Origin of the sequence: Mycobacterium sp. MAC_080597_8934 (genome assembly GCF_000523975.1) — a bacterium.
GTDB lineage: Bacteria > Actinomycetota > Actinomycetes > Mycobacteriales > Mycobacteriaceae > Mycobacterium > Mycobacterium avium.
Genome location: NZ_JAOS01000001.1, coordinates 279,098 through 294,991 on the forward strand (window position 1 = coordinate 279,098; position 15,894 = coordinate 294,991).

General features: G+C 69.4%; 14 protein-coding genes. 6 read left to right on the top strand and 8 right to left on the bottom strand.

Annotated features, from left to right (window positions below; translation table 11 throughout):
• Positions 1-2 precede the first annotated feature (2 nt).
• Genes NF20_RS01400 through NF20_RS01410 form a run of 3 tightly spaced genes read right to left on the bottom strand, consistent with a single transcriptional unit; the run spans position 3 to position 3,272 of the window.
• On the bottom strand, positions 3-1,196 hold the full coding sequence (locus NF20_RS01400; RefSeq protein WP_011723676.1) for a thiolase domain-containing protein: 1,194 nt from the start codon (positions 1,194-1,196) through the stop codon (positions 3-5).
• On the bottom strand, positions 1,196-2,260 hold the full coding sequence (locus NF20_RS01405; RefSeq protein ID WP_003875700.1) for a thiolase domain-containing protein: 1,065 nt from the start codon (positions 2,258-2,260) through the stop codon (positions 1,196-1,198). The genes NF20_RS01400 and NF20_RS01405 overlap by 1 nt, the downstream gene beginning before the upstream one ends.
• Before the next feature lie 16 nt (positions 2,261-2,276).
• Positions 2,277-3,272 (bottom strand): Zn-ribbon domain-containing OB-fold protein, encoded by a 996-nt coding sequence (locus tag NF20_RS01410; protein WP_003877146.1) that lies wholly within the window; start codon positions 3,270-3,272, stop codon positions 2,277-2,279.
• Between the two features lie 66 nt (positions 3,273-3,338).
• On the opposite strand from NF20_RS01410, the gene NF20_RS01415 reads away from it, so the two are divergent.
• Complete coding sequence (locus tag NF20_RS01415) at positions 3,339-4,370, top strand: LLM class F420-dependent oxidoreductase (RefSeq protein ID WP_023864170.1); 1,032 nt, start codon at positions 3,339-3,341, stop codon at positions 4,368-4,370.
• A gap of 98 nt (positions 4,371-4,468) precedes the next feature.
• On the opposite strand, the gene NF20_RS01420 is transcribed toward NF20_RS01415, so the two are convergent.
• On the bottom strand, positions 4,469-5,191 hold the full coding sequence (locus NF20_RS01420; RefSeq protein ID WP_023864169.1) for an acetoacetate decarboxylase family protein: 723 nt from the start codon (positions 5,189-5,191) through the stop codon (positions 4,469-4,471).
• Positions 5,192-5,233: 42 nt separating this feature from the next.
• On the opposite strand from NF20_RS01420, the gene NF20_RS01425 reads away from it, so the two are divergent.
• Entirely contained in the window at positions 5,234-6,454 is a 1,221-nt protein-coding gene (locus NF20_RS01425; protein WP_003875704.1) for a cytochrome P450, read from the top strand.
• Positions 6,455-6,573: 119 nt separating this feature from the next.
• Here NF20_RS01425 and NF20_RS01430 read toward each other — a convergent pair whose 3' ends face one another.
• Both NF20_RS01430 and NF20_RS01435 read right to left on the bottom strand, forming a co-directional pair.
• Entirely contained in the window at positions 6,574-7,446 is an 873-nt protein-coding gene (locus NF20_RS01430) for a DUF559 domain-containing protein (protein WP_023864168.1), read from the bottom strand.
• Between the two features lie 154 nt (positions 7,447-7,600).
• Entirely contained in the window at positions 7,601-8,413 is an 813-nt protein-coding gene (locus NF20_RS01435) for a crotonase/enoyl-CoA hydratase family protein (protein WP_003875706.1), read from the bottom strand.
• A gap of 64 nt (positions 8,414-8,477) precedes the next feature.
• On the opposite strand from NF20_RS01435, the gene NF20_RS01440 reads away from it, so the two are divergent.
• The 4 genes from NF20_RS01440 to NF20_RS01455 are packed head-to-tail and all read left to right on the top strand — an operon-like array spanning position 8,478 to position 13,292.
• Positions 8,478-10,118 carry an acyl-CoA synthetase gene (locus NF20_RS01440; protein WP_033713106.1) on the top strand — a complete coding sequence of 547 codons (1,641 nt, stop codon included), beginning with the start codon at positions 8,478-8,480 and terminating at the stop codon, positions 10,116-10,118.
• Between the two features lie 9 nt (positions 10,119-10,127).
• Positions 10,128-10,895, top strand: a complete 768-nt coding sequence (locus NF20_RS01445; RefSeq protein WP_009974821.1) for a fructosamine kinase family protein — start codon at positions 10,128-10,130, stop codon at positions 10,893-10,895.
• Positions 10,896-10,917: 22 nt separating this feature from the next.
• Positions 10,918-11,745 carry an amidohydrolase family protein gene (locus NF20_RS01450; RefSeq protein ID WP_023864166.1) on the top strand — a complete coding sequence of 276 codons (828 nt, stop codon included), beginning with the start codon at positions 10,918-10,920 and terminating at the stop codon, positions 11,743-11,745.
• Positions 11,742-13,292 (top strand): acetolactate synthase large subunit, encoded by a 1,551-nt coding sequence (locus NF20_RS01455; RefSeq protein WP_023869803.1) that lies wholly within the window; start codon positions 11,742-11,744, stop codon positions 13,290-13,292. Before NF20_RS01450 ends, NF20_RS01455 begins: the two co-directional genes overlap by 4 nt.
• On the opposite strand, the gene NF20_RS01460 is transcribed toward NF20_RS01455, so the two are convergent.
• Positions 13,278-13,991 carry a serine hydrolase gene (locus NF20_RS01460; protein WP_009974825.1) on the bottom strand — a complete coding sequence of 238 codons (714 nt, stop codon included), beginning with the start codon at positions 13,989-13,991 and terminating at the stop codon, positions 13,278-13,280. The two genes, NF20_RS01455 and NF20_RS01460, sit on opposite strands and share 15 nt — an antisense overlap.
• Positions 13,992-14,379: 388 nt before the next feature.
• Complete coding sequence (gene fadD17 / locus NF20_RS01465) at positions 14,380-15,891, bottom strand: long-chain-fatty-acid--CoA ligase FadD17 (protein ID WP_019732613.1); 1,512 nt, start codon at positions 15,889-15,891, stop codon at positions 14,380-14,382.
• Between the last annotated feature and the right edge of the window lie 3 nt (positions 15,892-15,894).

Genomic DNA, 15,894 nt, shown 5'->3' on the forward strand with positions numbered 1-15,894 from the left:
GCTCAGACCTTCTCGGCGGCGGGCTTGTCGGCGCCGACCACCCACATCGAGTAGTACTGCGAGCCGCCACCGTAGGCGTGTCCCAACGCCTTCCGGGCGCCGGGCACCTGGTGATCGCCGCCCTTGCCCATCACCTGGATGGCCGCTTCGGCGAAGCGGATCAGCCCCGAGGCGCCGATCGGGTTCGACGACAGCACACCACCGGACGGGTTGACCGGCAGCCGGCCGCCGATCTTGGTCTCGCCCGCCTCGGTGAGCTTCCAGCCCTCGCCCTCGGGAGCAAAGCCGAGGTTTTCCAACCACATCGGCTCGAACCAGGAGAACGGCACGTAGATCTCCGCGGCATCGATCTCGTCGATGGGGCTCTTGATGCCGGCGGCCTTCCACAGCGCGGCGGCCGCGTCACGCCCGGCCTGCGGGCTGACCTGGTCGCGCCCGGCGTAGGCCAGCGGCTCGGTGCGCAACGCCGTGGCATGGATCCACGCCACCGGATTGCCTTGCGCCAGACGGGCTTCGGCGGCCTCCTCGTTACCGATCACCACCGCGCAGGCACCGTCCGACGACGGGCAGGTCTCGTCGTAGCGGATCGGGTCCCACAGCATCGGCGACTCCATCACCTTCTCCAGGGTGATGTCGGGCTGATGCAGGTGCGCCAACGGGTTTCGGCATCCGTTGAGCCGGTCCTTGACGGCGACCATGGCGCCGATGTGCGTCGGTGCGCCGGAGCGGCGGATGTAGGCCCGCACGTGCGGGGCGAAATAGCCACCGGCGCCCGCGCCCACCGGCTTGATGAACGGAACCGGAATCGACAACGCCCACATGGCATTCGACTCCGACTGCTTCTCCCAGGCCATCGCCAGCACGCGGCGGTACTTACCGGACTGCACCAGGCTGGCGGCCACCACCCCGGTGGAGCCGCCGACCGACCCGGCGGTGTGCACCCGGATCAGCGGCTTGCCGGTGGCGCCCACGGCGTCGGCCATGAACAGCTCGGGCATCATGACGCCCTCGAAGAAGTCGGGTGCCTTGCCGACCACCACGGCGTCGATGTCGTCGAAGGTGCAACCCGAGTCGGCCAGTGCGCGGTCGATAGCCTCGCGCACCAGGCCGTTCATCGAAACGTCTTGGCGCTTGGCCACATACTTCGTTTGTCCGGTACCCAGTACCGCGGCGATGTTCGGCCCTGCACCGGCCATCAGTTCTTCCCTTCCATGACCGCGACCAGATTCTGCTGCAGCGCGGGCCCGCTGGTGGCGTGCGCCAGCACCCGCTCGGCCGAACCATCCCAGATGTGTTGTGCGGCAAAGCCGATGCGCTCCAGGCCGGCCACGAACATCGGGTTGGCCGCCAGCGCACCGCCGGACGGATTGACCTTGGTCGGCCCCGGTATCCGGATGGCTTCGGCGATGATCAGGTGCTGGTGGGTGAACGGCGCGCAGATCTCGACCACGTCGAGGTTGTCGGTCCGCCCGCCGGTGGCGATTTCGGCGGCGGCCTTGGTGGACGGCGACTCGGTGAGGTCACGCACGCCCAGCGCCGGGGATTCGATGCGGTGCTCGATCCCGGTGATCCAGGCGGGGTTCTCGCGCAGCTCGCGGGCCCGGTCGCCGGCCGCCAGCACGATCGCCGCGGCGCCGTCGGTGATCGGCGCGATGTCGTGACGGCGCAACGGCTCGGCGAAGAACGGCCGTTCGAGCAGTTCGGCTACGGTGATCGAGCCCTCCACGTTGTCCACCCGGCGCGCATTGGCGAACGAGTCGAAGGCCACCCGCGCCATCTGCTCCTCGGTCCACTTGCCGGTGTCGAGCCCCATGCGGGCCTGCAGCCCGGCCATCGAGATCGAATCGGGCCACAGCGGCGCGACGGTGTAGGGGTCGGTCTGCCGCGACAAGATCTGGCGCAGCACCCCGGCCGAGGACTTGCCAAAGCCGTACACCAGCGCGGTGTCGACCTCGCCGGTCAGCAGCTTGATGTAGGCCTCATACAGGGCCCAGGCCGCGTCCATCTCGACGTGCGATTCGTTGATCGGCGGCACCGCGCCGATCGAGTCGATCGCCGAGATGAAGGAAAACGCCCGTCCGGCAAGGTAATCCGATGATCCCGAACACCAGAAGCCGATATCGGCCTTGGTGATGCCCAGGTCCTGGTAGAGCTGGGCGAAACACGGCATCAACATCTCGACGCCGTTGGTGGTGCCGTCGGTGCGGCGGACATGCGGCGCGTGGGCAAAGCCGACCACCGCAACATTGCGAGCGCTCATTTGACAGGTATGCCCTTTACAGGTGGTGCTTGTAGGTGTCGTAGTCGGCGTCGGGTTCCCCGGTCGGCCGGAAGTACTCGATGTTGTCGATGCCAAAGCCCCACTGCTCGCGGGGTTTCCACACCGCTTCCACCCGCATGCCCATCCGCACCTCGTGCGCGTCGACGTCGGCGACCAGATGCAAGAACGGGATGTCGGCCCCGTCGAGCAGCACGTAGGCCGCCACGTACGGCGGCTTGATGCGCTGCCCCTGGAACGGGATGTTGATGATCGCGAACGTCGTCACCGTGCCCTTGTCGGGCAGCTCGACGAACTCCGTGGTCGGCTGGCCGGTGGCCGGGTCGGCGCCGTGCGGCGGGAAATACACCTTGCCGTTCTTGCCGGTCCGCGCGCCCAGCAGCTTGCCCTGGGCGATGGCGCGCAGGTAGGCGCTCTCCTCGTGCGAGGCGGTGTGCTGGATGGTCAGCGAGATCGGCGTGACGATCATGCTCACCGGGTCCTTGTCGGCGTCGGGCTGCTCGGCCACCGGTTCGGGGTCCTCGCCCAGCGCGAAATAGGCGATGTCGGTGATGGCGCCCACCGGCTCGTCGGCCCAGTGCACGTGCACCCGGGTACCGGACTTGATGGCCTTGGGCTCGCCGGCGTCGACCGCGTGCAGCAGCGGGGTGTCCGCGCCGTCGAGCTTGATCAGCGCCCACGCGAACGGCCGGTCCAGCGGCTGACCTTCGATCGGGTCGGGCTGCCAGGCCCACGAGACGACGGTGCCGACCGGCGACACCGGTACCATCTCGCCCAGCGGTTCGTAGGTGACCGGGTCATACTCCGGCGGCGGCACGTGTACCCGGCCATCCGATCCGCGCACACCCAGGACGCGGCGCTCACGCAGTGCGGTGAAGAACTTGCTCAGCGTGGGGCCGACTGAACGGGTGTAGTCGAACGACAACGTCAACGGCGCGGAGAGCGGTGGCTCAGGGTGATCCGTCAAGGTCGGGCTACTCGAGCTGGCTGTCACGCCATCGAGTAGAACAGGTTCTAAGAACGGATTCAACATCGGGTCTACTACCGAAGGGCGAAGACCATGAAGCTGGGACTGCAGCTGGGATATTGGGGCGCCGCGCCGCCGGAAAACCACGGCGAGCTCGTCGCCGCCGCCGAGGAAGCCGGGTATGACGCCATCTTCACCGCCGAGGCGTGGGGATCCGACGCCTACACCCCACTGGCCTGGTGGGGCTCGTCGACGTCGCGGGTGCGGCTGGGCACCTCGGTGGTCCAGCTGTCCGCCCGGACCCCGACGGCCTGCGCGATGGCGGCGCTGACGCTGGACCACCTCTCCGGCGGCCGGCACATCCTGGGCCTGGGCGTGTCCGGCCCGCAGGTGGTCGAGGGCTGGTACGGACAGCGGTTCCCCAAGCCGCTGGCCCGCACCCGCGAATACATCGACGTCATCCGGCAGGTGTGGGCCCGGGAGAAGCCGGTGACCAGCGACGGCCCCCACTATCCGCTGCCGTTGACCGGCACGGGCACAACGGGTCTGGGCAAGGCTTTGAAACCCATCACGCACCCGCTGCGCGCCGACATCCCGATCTTCCTGGGTGCCGAGGGGCCGAAGAACGTCGCGCTGGCCGCCGAGATCTGCGACGGCTGGCTGCCGATCTTCTACACCCCGCGGCTGGCCGACATGTACAACGAATGGCTGGACGAGGGATTCGCCCGGCCGGGCGCGCGCCGCAGCCGCGCGGACTTCGAGATCTGCGCGACCGCCAACATCGTCATCACCGAGGACCGCGGCGCGGCGTTCGCCGCGATGAAGCCCTACATCGCGCTCTACATGGGCGGGATGGGCGCGGAGGACACCAACTTCCACGCCGACGTCTACCGTCGGATGGGCTACGCCGAGGTCGTCGACGACGTGACCAGGCTGTTCCGCAGCGGACGCAAGGACGAGGCCGCCAAGATCATCCCCGACGAGGTGATCGACGACGCCGCGATCGTCGGCGACGTCGACTACGTGCGTAAGCAGATCAAGGCCTGGGAGGCCGCCGGCGTCACCATGATGGTGGTGTCCGGGCGCAGTACAGAGCAGGTCCGCGAGCTGGCCACGCTGATCTGAACCCGGCGCACCACCAACTAGAACACGTTCTAGTTTTCTTGCCAGTGGCCTAGAACACGTTCTAGATTGGCCGGATGGCAGGCCCGACGACGATGCAGTCAGCCCAGCGGGTGGGCGTCGCCGAAGGTCATCTCGACGTGGCCGACCGATCCGGAGATCATCGCGCGCGTCGGCAGGCCCAGCGACGCCAGCTCCTGGGCGTAGGGGTGGGTGCCCAGCCGCAACGTGGCCCCGCCGGGCCGGCCGCGCAGCCCGCGCACCCGCATCTCCCAGGGCACCTCCCGGGTGGTGCCTTCGGCGAAGGTGTAGGTCTTGAGCACCTGCGGCCGCGACGTGAACAGCGACGGCACCGGCAATCCGGGCGCGAAGTCGATGCCGGCGATGTGCGCGCCGTCGGCGCTGACGTCGAACCTGAAGCGGCCCTGCTCGCGAACGGTGAAGTCCGCCATGATCTTCGGGAATCCCCAGATCGAGCGTCCGGCCTCCAGGGTGAAGCTCTGGTCGACGGGCAGGTGATGGATGAAGGCGGCCGCCTCGCCCAGCGCCCGCCAGCCGCGCGCCGTCGAGCCGGGCGGGTTGACCATCACGCAGGTGCCGAATTCGTGGTACTGGCCCAGGTCGCCGTCGATGTAGCGGGCCAGCATCAGGTTGACCACCGCCCGGCCGGGCCGGTGCTGGCAGACCTTCAGGCCGCTGTAGTCGATAAGCCGTTGTGCCGCTTGTGCATCCACCGAAAACATCGCGGTGTGGACGTCCGCTTTTCGGATCCGCACCGGCATGGTGAGGACTGTCCCCGCAACGATGTGTTGTGACTCGGTCATGCCGGTTACTGTAATCCTTTCGTCAACATTTGGAGGCTGTAGATGACTTCGACCATCCCGGAAGCGATCGCGAACATCGATCTGGCCGACGGAAATTTCTACGCCGACCGGCGCGCGTCGCGCGAGGCGTATCGCTGGATGCGCGCCAACCAGCCGGTGTTCCGGGATCGCAACGGGTTGGCCGGCGCCACCACCTATCAGGCCATCCAGGACGCCGAGCGCAATCCGGAGCTGTTCTCTTCCACCGGCGGCATCCGTCCCGACCAGCCCGGCATGCCCTACATGATCGACATGGACGATCCCGCACATCTGTTGCGGCGCAAGCTCGTCAACGCCGGGTTCACCCGCAAGCGGGTGAAGGAGAAGGAGCCGTCCATCGGCACGTTGTGCGACACCCTGATCGACGCGGTGTGTGAGCGCGGCGAATGTGACTTCGTCCGCGACATCGCCGCCCCGCTGCCGATGGCGGTGATCGGCGACATGCTGGGCGTGCTGCCCACCGAACGCGGCATGCTGCTGAAGTGGTCCGACGACCTGGTGTGCGGCCTGAGTTCGCACATCGACCCCACGTCGGCCGAATTCCAAACGGTGATGGACGCTTTCGCCGCCTACACCGCCTTCACCATGGACATCATCGCCAAGCGGCGGGCCGAGCCCACCGACGACCTGTTCTCCATCCTGGTGAACGCCGAGGTCGAGGGGCAGCGGATGTCCGACGACGAGATCGTCATGGAGACGCTGCTGATCCTGATCGGTGGCGACGAGACCACGCGGCACACGCTGTCCGGCGGCACCGAACAGCTGCTGCGCCACCGCGACCAGTGGGACGCGCTGGTGCGCGACCCGTCGCTGCTGCCGGGCGCCATCGAGGAGATGCTGCGCTGGACGTCGCCGGTCAAGAACATGTGCCGCACCCTGACCGCCGACACCGAATTCCACGGCACCGAGCTGCGGGCCGGGGAGAAGATCATGCTGCTGTTCGAGTCGGGCAACTTCGACGAGTCGGTGTTCGACGACCCGGACAGCTTCGACATCCGGCGAAACCCGAACAGCCACATGGCGTTCGGCTTCGGCACTCACTTCTGCCTGGGCAACCAGCTGGCCCGTCTCGAGCTGTCGATGATGACCGAGCGGGTGCTCAAGCGGCTGCCGGACCTGCGGCTGGCCGACGACGGCGATCTGCCGCTGCGCCCGGCGAACTTCGTCAGCGGCCTGGAGGCCATGCCGGTGGTGTTCACCCCGAGTGCGCCGCTGCTGCGCTGAGCGGGCCCGGTCGGCTGCGCGGGCTCGGCGGGCTCGGTGGGCTGCGCTAGCTCCGCTAGCTCCGCTGGCTCCGCGAGCTCCGCTGGCTTCCCGAGCGCCGCTCCTCCCCGAGCGTGTACTCACCGCGAATTTCGGGCCGGTTTTTCGCTGCCAGTGCACGTTCGGCGCGTCCAGGCCGTCGACACCCGGGCGATGATGCCGGCGGGCGTGTCCTCGGCCGTGACCCGGACGACCGTCCACCCCAACTCGGCGAGCACCTCCGCGCGCCGAATGTCCTTGGTGAATTGTCTTCGGTCGGTGCGGTGTTGGTCGCCGTCGTACTCGACCGCCAGTTTGATGTCCTCCCAGCCCATGTCGAGACAGGCGATCAGCGCACCGTATTGGCGAACCGGTAGCTGCGTGCGCGGCCGCGGGAAACCCGCGCGGAGCAGGAGAAGCCGCAGCCACGTTTCCCGGGGAGACTCCGCGCCCGCGTCGACAAGCGGCAGCACGCTGCGGGCACGGCTGATGCCGCGGCGGCCCCGGTAGCGATCGGCGAGCAACTCGATCTCCAACACCTTCAGCTCGGTTGCGCGCGCCAGCGCGTCGATCGCGGCGACGGCCTTGTCGACGGGGGAGCGGCAGGCGATGTCGAGAGCCGTCCGTGCGGGCGTCGTCACCGGCATGCCTCCGATCGTCTGGATTTCGTCACCGACCAGCCGGTCCGACCACGTCTGGATGCCATCCGGCGGGCGGCGGTACGGGTACAGCAGCTGGGCGGGGGCGCGGTCGTCGATCCATTTCGTGCCGTACAGGGCGGCCGCGGATCTGCCCGCGACGACGCCGCGCCGACGAGACCACAACCAGGCCGATCGGGCGCGCAGTCCGGCGGACAGCGCGGTGCCGGCCGGGACGTACACGTCGGGATGGACCCTGACGAACCGGCTCCGCAGCGCGTACGGGGTCACCAGGCCGGACGCGACGGCCTCGCTTCCGATGAAAGGCTCCGCCATGGCAGGAGTGTGCCGGGGAACCCCGACAAGCGTGCCGAGCGTGCACTGAGCGCGAAAATCGGGCCCGAAAGTCGCAGTAGGTACACGCTCGGCGAGAAGAGGAAGCCGGGCGCACGCCAAGAAGGCGCCCCGCGCGCCGAGCGACCCGACCGGGCTAGCGGTTTTGGAAGTTGGGTTTGCGCTTCTCGGCGAATGCGCGCGGGCCTTCCTTGGCGTCCTCGGACAGGAACACCTTGATGCCGATCTGCGTGTCGATCTTGAACGCCTCGTTCTCGTGCATGCCCTCGGTCTCGCGGATCGCCCGCAGGATCGCCTGCACGGCCAGCGGCCCGTTGTTCTCGATCACCTCGGCGATCTCGAGGGCCTTGGCCAGCGCCTGTCCGTCGGGGACGACGTGCCCGATCAGCCCCATCTCCTTGGCCTCGGCGGCGGTGATGTGCCGTCCGGTCAGCAGCAGGTCGCAGGCCACCGTGTAGGGGATCTGGCGCACCAGTCGCACCGCCGAGCCGCCCATCGGGTACAGGCTCCACTTGGCCTCCGAGATGCCGAACTTGGCGCTCTCGCCGGCCACCCGGATGTCGGTGCCCTGCAGGATCTCGGTGCCGCCGGCGATCGCGGGGCCCTCGACGGCCGCGATCAACGGCTTGGTCAGCCGCCGGCCCTTCAGCAGGGCATCGATTCGCGACGGGTCGTAGCTGCCGTCCTTGAAGGATTCGCCCGGCGGTTTCTTGGTCGCCGCCTTGAGGTCCATGCCGGCGCAGAAGTAGCCACCGGCGCCGGTCAGGATGCAGCAGCGGATGTCGTCGTCGTTGTCGACGCGGTCCCAGGCCTGCACCATGATCTCCATCATTTCGGTGCTCAGCGCGTTGCGCGCGTGCGGCCGGTTCAGCGTCACGATGAGGGTGTGACCGCGCTGCTCGACCAGCGCGTCGGGACCGGTTTTTTCGTTTGCTGACGCCTCGGCCACGGGTACCGCCTCTCACTCGACATCGGGCATGAGCTTGCCTCGAAATGTAACACGTTCTAATTTGGTGGCCGTGGCCCTGAATATTGCCGATCTTGCAGAGCACGCCATCGACGCTGTGCCCGACCGTGTCGCCCTGATCTGCGGCGACGAGAAGCTGACCTATGCCGAGCTGGAGGAGAAGGCCAACCGCCTCGCCCACTACCTGCTCGACCAGGGGGTGAAGAAGGACGACAAGGTCGGGCTGTACTGCCGCAACCGCAACGAGATCGTCATTGCCATGCTCGGCATCGTCAAGGCGGGCGCCATCCTGGTCAACGTCAACTACCGCTACGTCGAGGGCGAGCTGCGCTACCTGTTCGACAACTCCGACATGGTGGCGCTGGTCCACGAGCGCCAGTACTCCGACCGGGTGGCCAACGTGCTGCCCGACACCCCCAACGTCAAGACCATCCTGGTCGTCGAGGACGGCAGCGACAAGGACTACCAGCGCTACGGCGGCGTCGAGTTCTACTCGGCGCTGGAAAAGGGCTCGCCCGAGCGGGATTTCGGCCCGCGCAGCGCCGACGACATCTACCTGCTCTACACCGGCGGCACCACCGGGTTCCCGAAGGGCGTGATGTGGCGCCACGAGGACATCTACCGGGTGCTGTTCGGCGGAACCGACTTCGCCACAGGCGAATTCGTCAAGGACGAGTACGACTTGGCCAAGGCCGCCGCCGAAAATCCGCCGATGATCCGCTACCCGATTCCGCCGATGATCCACGGCGCCACCCAGTCGGCCACCTGGATGTCGATCTTCTCCGGCCAAACCACGGTGCTGGCACCGGAATTCAACGCCGACGAGGTGTGGCGCACCATCCACGAGCACAAGGTCAACCTGCTGTTCTTCACCGGCGACGCGATGGCCCGCCCGCTGCTGGACGCGTTGAACAAGGACCACGACTACGACCTGTCGTCGTTGTTCCTGCTGGCCAGCACCGCGGCCCTGTTCTCGCCGAGCATCAAGGAGCGCCTGCTCGAGTTGCTGCCCAACCGGGTCATCACCGACTCGATCGGCTCCTCGGAGACCGGGTTCGGCGGCACCAGCATCGTCTCCAAGGACGCGCCGCACGCCGGCGGGCCGCGGGTGACGATCGACCACCGCACCGTGGTGCTCGACGAGGAGGGCAACGAGGTCAAGCCGGGCTCCGGTGTGCGCGGGCTGATCGCCAAGAAGGGCAACATCCCGGTCGGCTACTACAAGGACGAGAAGAAGACCGCCGAGACGTTCAAGACGTTCAACGGCGTGCGCTACGCCATCCCCGGCGACTACGCACTGGTCGAGGAGGACGGCACGGTCACCATGCTGGGCCGCGGCTCGGTGTCGATCAACAGCGGCGGCGAGAAGATCTACCCCGAAGAGGTCGAGGGCGCGCTCAAGGGGCATCCCGACGTGTTCGACGCGCTGGTGGTCGGCGTGCCCGATCCCCGGTACGGCCAGCATGTGGCCGCCGTGGTGCAGCCCCGGCCGGGGACCCGGCCGTCGCTGGCCGAGTTGGACCGCTTCGTGCGTTCGGAGATCGCGGGATACAAAGTGCCGCGTAGTCTTTGGCTGGTCGATGAGGTGAAGCGGTCGCCGGCGGGCAAGCCCGACTACCGCTGGGCCAAGGAGCAGACCGAGGCCCGCCCGGCCGATGACGTGCACGCCGCCCACGTCTCCGCCTGATCCGGCTGGGTGACCGATTTCGTCAAGCAGCACCCCCGGCCCCCCGAGGGCTTCTTCGGGTGGGAGGCCGCCGGGTTGCGCTGGCTGTCGAGCGTCGACGGCGGCGTGCCCTGCGCCCGGGTGGTGGCGGTCGACGCGACCAGCCTGACCCTGCGCCGGCTGCAGTCGGTGCCCGCCGGCCGGGACGCGGCGCACGAGTTCGGCCGCCGGCTGGCCGTCACGCATGACGCCGGCGCGGCCGCGTTCGGGGCGGGCCCCGACGGATGGGACGGGCCGGGATACTTCGGGCCGCTGTCGCAGCCGTTGCCGATGTCGCTGCGGCGGCACCGGCATTGGGGCAGCTTCTACGCCGAGGAGCGGCTGGTGCCGATGGCCGAGCGCGCCGCGCCGAGGCTGGCGGCCTCCACCCGCGACGCGATCGGCGCCGTGGCGGCCCGCTGCCGGGCCGGTGACTTCGACGACGACGACGGTCCCGCCCGGCTGCACGGCGACCTGTGGAGCGGCAACGTGATGTGGACGCCCGACGGCGTGGTGTTGATCGACCCGGCCGCGCACGGCGGGCACCGCGAAACCGACCTGGCGATGCTGGCGCTGTTCGGCTGCCCGCACTACGACGCCGTGCTGGCCGGCTACCAACAGGTGCGAGCGCTGAAACCGGGCTGGCGCAACCGGATTGGGCTGCACCAGCTCTATCCGCTGCTGGCGCACGTGGTGCTGTTCGGCGGCGGCTACGCGGGCCAGACGGACGCCGCGGCCCGCGCCGCGCTGGCCGCATGACCCCGGTCTAGAGTCGGGTCGCATGACGATCGATGTGTGGATGCAGCATCCCACCGTCAGGTTCCTGCGCAGCGACATGCTGGCCTCGCTGCGGCGCTGGACCGGCGGGTCGATCCCCGACACCGACATCCCCATCGAGGCGACCCTGGCGTCGATGGACGCCGCCGGCGTGCGCTACGGGCTGCTCAGCGCCTGGCGCGGTCCCAACGGGCAGGATCTGGTGTCCAACGACGAGGTGGCGCAATGGGTCGCCGCGCACCCGAATCGGTTCGCCGGCCTGGCCGCCGTCGACCTGGACCGCCCGATGGAAGCCGTCCGCGAGCTGCGACGCCGGATCGCCGACGGCGGATTCGTCGGCCTGCGGGTGGTGCCGTGGCTGTGGAACGCCCCGCCCACCGATCGCCGCTACTACCCGCTGTTCGCCGCGTGCGTGGAGGCCGGAGTGCCGTTCTGCACCCAGGTCGGGCACACCGGCCCGCTGCGGCCGTCGGAGACCGGCCGCCCGATTCCCTACATCGACCAGGTGGCCCTGGACTTCCCGGAGCTGGTGATCGTCTGCGGCCACGTCGGCTACCCGTGGACCGAGGAGATGGTCGCGGTGGCCCGCAAGCACGAGAACGTCTACATCGACACCTCGGCCTACACCATCGAGCGGTTGCCGGACGAACTCGTCAGGTTCATGAAAACCGGGACCGGGCAGCGAAAAGTGTTGTTCGGCACCAACTATCCGATGATCACCGCCGAGCACGCGCTGGCGGGACTGGACGGACTCGGGCTGTCCGACGAGGCCCGGCGGGATTTCCTGCACGGCAACGCCGAGCGGGTGTTCAGACTGGAGGCAGCCACGTGAACGGTGCTCAGGCGCTGATCCGGACCCTGGTCGACGGCGGCGTCGACGTGTGTTTCGCCAACCCGGGCACGTCGGAAATGCACTTCGTCGCGGCGCTGGACAGCGTTCCGCGGATGCGCGGCGTGCTGGCGCTGTTCGAGGGCGTGGCCACCGGCGCGGCCGACGGGTACGCCCGCATCGCCGATCGGCCGGCCGCGGTGCTGCTGCATCTGGGCCCCGGGTTGGGCAACGGGCTGGCCAACCTGCACAACGCCCGCCGCGCGCGGGTGCCGATGGTGGTGGTCGTCGGCGATCACGCCACCTACCACAAAAAGTACGACGCCCCACTGGAATCCGACATCGACGCGCTCGCCGGCAGCGTCTCGGGATGGGTGCGCCGGACCAGCGACGCCTCCCAGGTTTCGGCCGACGCCGTCGAGGGCATCGCCGCCAGCCGGTGGGGATCGCAGATCTCCACGCTGATCCTGCCCGCCGACGTGTCCTGGTCCGACGGCGCGCAGCTGTTCTCCACCATGGACGCGCGGCCGGCGGGTGCCGACCCGCTGCTGGCGCCGGAGGTGGTCGAGGTACTGCGCTCGGGGGAGCCGACGGTGATCCTGGTGGGCGGCGACGCTACCCGCCGCGCCGGGCTGGCCGCGGCCGCCCGGATCGCCGCGGCCACCGGCGCCCGGGTGCTGTGCGAAACCTTCCCCACCCGGATGGAGCGCGGCGCCGGCATCCCCGCCGTCGAGCGGCTCGCCTATTTCGCCGAAGCCGCCGCCGCCCAGCTGGACGGCTCCAAGCATCTGGTGTTGGCCGGCGCCAAGTCGCCGGTGTCGTTCTTCGCCTACCCGGGCATGCCGAGCGATCTGGTGCCCGCCGGTTGCGAGGTGCACGTGCTCGCCGGGCACACCGGCGCGGCGGATGCGTTGAGCGCCTTGGCGGATCAGCTCGCGCCCGGGACGCCGGCGCCGGTGGCGGCGGCGTCGCGCCCGGCCTTGCCGACGGGCCCGCTGACGTCGGCATCGGCGGCCGACGTGATCGGGGCGCTGCTGCCGGAACGGGCGATCGTCGTCGACGAGTCGAACACCTCCGGCGTGCTGCTGGCACAGGCGACCGCCGGCGCGCCGGCGCACGACTGGCTGACCCTGACCGGCGGGGCGATCGGCTACGGCATTCCGGCCGCGGTCGGTGCCGCCGTCGCCGCCCCGGATCGTCCGGTGCTCTGCCTGGAATCCGACGGCTCGGCGATGTACACGATCTCGGGATTGTGGACCCAGGCCCGGGAGAACCTCAACGTGACCACCGTGCTGTACGACAACAGTGCCTACGACATCCTGCGCATCGAGCTGCAACGCGTCGGCGCCGGATCGGCCCCCGGGCCCGAAGCGCTTTCCCTGCTCGATTTGTCGGATCCCGCAATGGATTTCGTGAAGATCAGCGAAGGCATGGGCGTGCCGGCCCGGCGGGTCAGCACCGCGGAGGAATTCGCCGACGCGCTGCGCGCCGCCCTCGCCGAACCGGGGCCGCACCTGATCGATGCCGTGGTGCCCTCAATAGCGGGCTAGGCTGGGTAGCCGGCTGAGCAGCCAGTCGGTCAACGTGTCGAGCACGTCGACCCCGGTCTCGAACACGCCGTCGTGGGTATCCGCCGCCAGCGCCACCCCCCAGTTTCCCGTCGGGGTGGGGACGACGCCGAACTGCCGGACCAGGTATTCACCGCGGCCGCCGGGGCCCCAACCCCCCTTGGCGGCAAGCCCTTTGGCGGCCAGCCCCCACCGCTGGGTAGGGCTGAGGCGCTGCATCATGTCGATCACCTCGGCCGCGTCCGGGATGGTCGACAGCTCCGCGGCGAACCGCGCCTGGCGCTGCAGGCTCCACTGGGTCTGACCGAAAGCGGTGAAGCCACGGCGAAGCCGGCGGGACTCCACCACCGTCGCGGTGTCGCCGCCCTCGGCCACCACGGCCTGGACCTGCCGCGCCGCCTCGGCCGGTTCGCCCAGTTGCGACCACAACTGCTCGGAGGCGCGGTTGTCGGATTCGGTGACGGCCTTGGTGGCCAATTCGCGGGCACCCAGCCAGTCCTTGCGCAGGGCCGCGATCGCCAGCGGCACCTTGATCGTCGACCACGCCACCCCCGACCACCAGCTGCCCAGGGAGAACGTGCGGTCCGGGCGGGCGACGGCCACCCCGACCTTCGCCGGCACCGTCGCGGCAAGCTGGTCGAAGCTGGCCTCGAGCGCCAGTTCGAGAGGACGTGAAGTCATGCGCCGCTTCCGGTGTCGGCTCGCGTGACGATGCCGCCGGAGCATGGGGCCGGCGCAGCAACCATCGCGTCTCCTCGTGTCGGCGGCACGTTCATGCAGTGTCGCACAGTGCGGCCGCCGGCGACCGCTAGCCCGACGGCGGCGGCGGGAGCTCGGCGGCGGGAGGAGCTTCCGGCGGTTCGGATTCCGGCGTCGGCGGCGCCCATACCAGCGGCGGGGCGGCGGCATCGGAGGCGGCGGGGCGGGTCGGCCGCGGCGCGGCCGGCGCCCGGCCCGAGGCCGCCGGCCAGCGACCCGACCAGTAGCGAACCGGCGATGAGCTTGTGCACCTTCGTCATCCGTCCGAGCCCTTTCTCGTTGCGGCCGAAGCGTATTCGGCGCCGCCGCGTCAGCGGCCGATCTTCCACACCGGGTCACCGCAGTCGACGCCCTGGGCGGCCAACTGCCGCTTGAGCACCTTGAAGGTGACCGTCCGCGGGAGTTCGGTGCTGATCCGCACGTACGACGGCCACTGCTTGGGCCCCAGGTCGGGTTGTTCGGCCAGGAAGGCGCGGAACTTCTCGTCGTCGAACTCGGCGCCCGGTGCGAGCACCAGCGCGGCCATCACCTGGTCGCCGACCGTCGGGTCCGGCACCGGGTACACCGCCACCTCGGTGACGTCGGGATGGCGCAGCAGCACCCGCTCGATCGGTGCGGCCCCCAGGTTTTCGCCGTCGACCCGCATCCAATCACCAAGGCGCCCAGCGAAATACGCGTAGCCGGCCTCGTCGCGGTAGGCGAGATCGCCGCTGTGGTACACCCCGCCGGCCATCCGCTCGGCCTCGGCGGCCTCGTCGTTGTAGTAGCCCTCGAAACGCCCCGGCCCGGCGGTGTTCACCAGCTCGCCGACCACCCCCGGGGGGCAGGACGCGCCGGTATCGGGATCGACGATGTCGATACCCGCCGGCAACGGGCCCAGCGAACCGGGCGGCGTGTCGGGGGTGCGGGCGATGGCCACACCGCCCTCGGTGGAGCCGAACCCGTCCTGCACGACGCACCCGAACCGGCGGGCGAAGCGCTCGATGTCGGCGGGCACGCCCTCGTTGCCGTACACCGCGCGCAGCGGGTTCTCGGCGTCGTCGGGCCGCTCCGGCGTGGCCAGCACGTAGGACAGCGGCTTGCCCACGTAGTTCGCGTAGGTGGCCCCGTAGCGGCGCACGTCCGGCAAAAATCCCGAGGCACTGAACTTGCGCCGCAACGCCATTGAGCCCTGGCAGGCCGCGGGCACCGCCCAGCCGACCAGCACCGCGTTGGAATGGAACAGCGGCATCGACACGTAGCAGACGTCGTCGCGGCCCAGGCCGAAGCGCTGCGTCATGGTCACGCCGGCGATGGCGACCTTGCCGTGGCTGCACTTGACCGCCTTCGGCTCGCCGCTGGTGCCCGAGGTGAAGATCAGCATGAACAGGTCGGCCGGCGAGGCGGATTGAAAAACGATCGGGGCGCCGCGGTGCGCGGCCACCTCGTCGGCCCATGCGGCGGAGTCGACGTTCAGGTGCTCGATATCGCCCAGCGTCCCAGCCGAATTCGCGTCGGCCAGCACCAGTTGGCAGTCGGCCCTGGCGATGTCGCGCCGCAGCGCATCGCCGCGGCGCACCGGGTTGAGCCCCACCGGCACGATCCCCGACATTCCGGCCGCCACCAGCACCGCCGAGAAGAACGGGGTGTTCTCCAGGAGCACGCCGACGTGCGGCGGGCGGGCCGGGTCGAGCCGCGCCCGCAACGCCGCGGCGATCGCGGCACCGTGCTGCAGGTGATCGCGCCAGCTGGTGAACGAGTCCTCGAAGTAGACACCCCGATCGTCGATCTCGGTCAGCGGCACCAGCAGTTCGGTGACCGTCAGATCGTCGCTGAGTTCCATTGC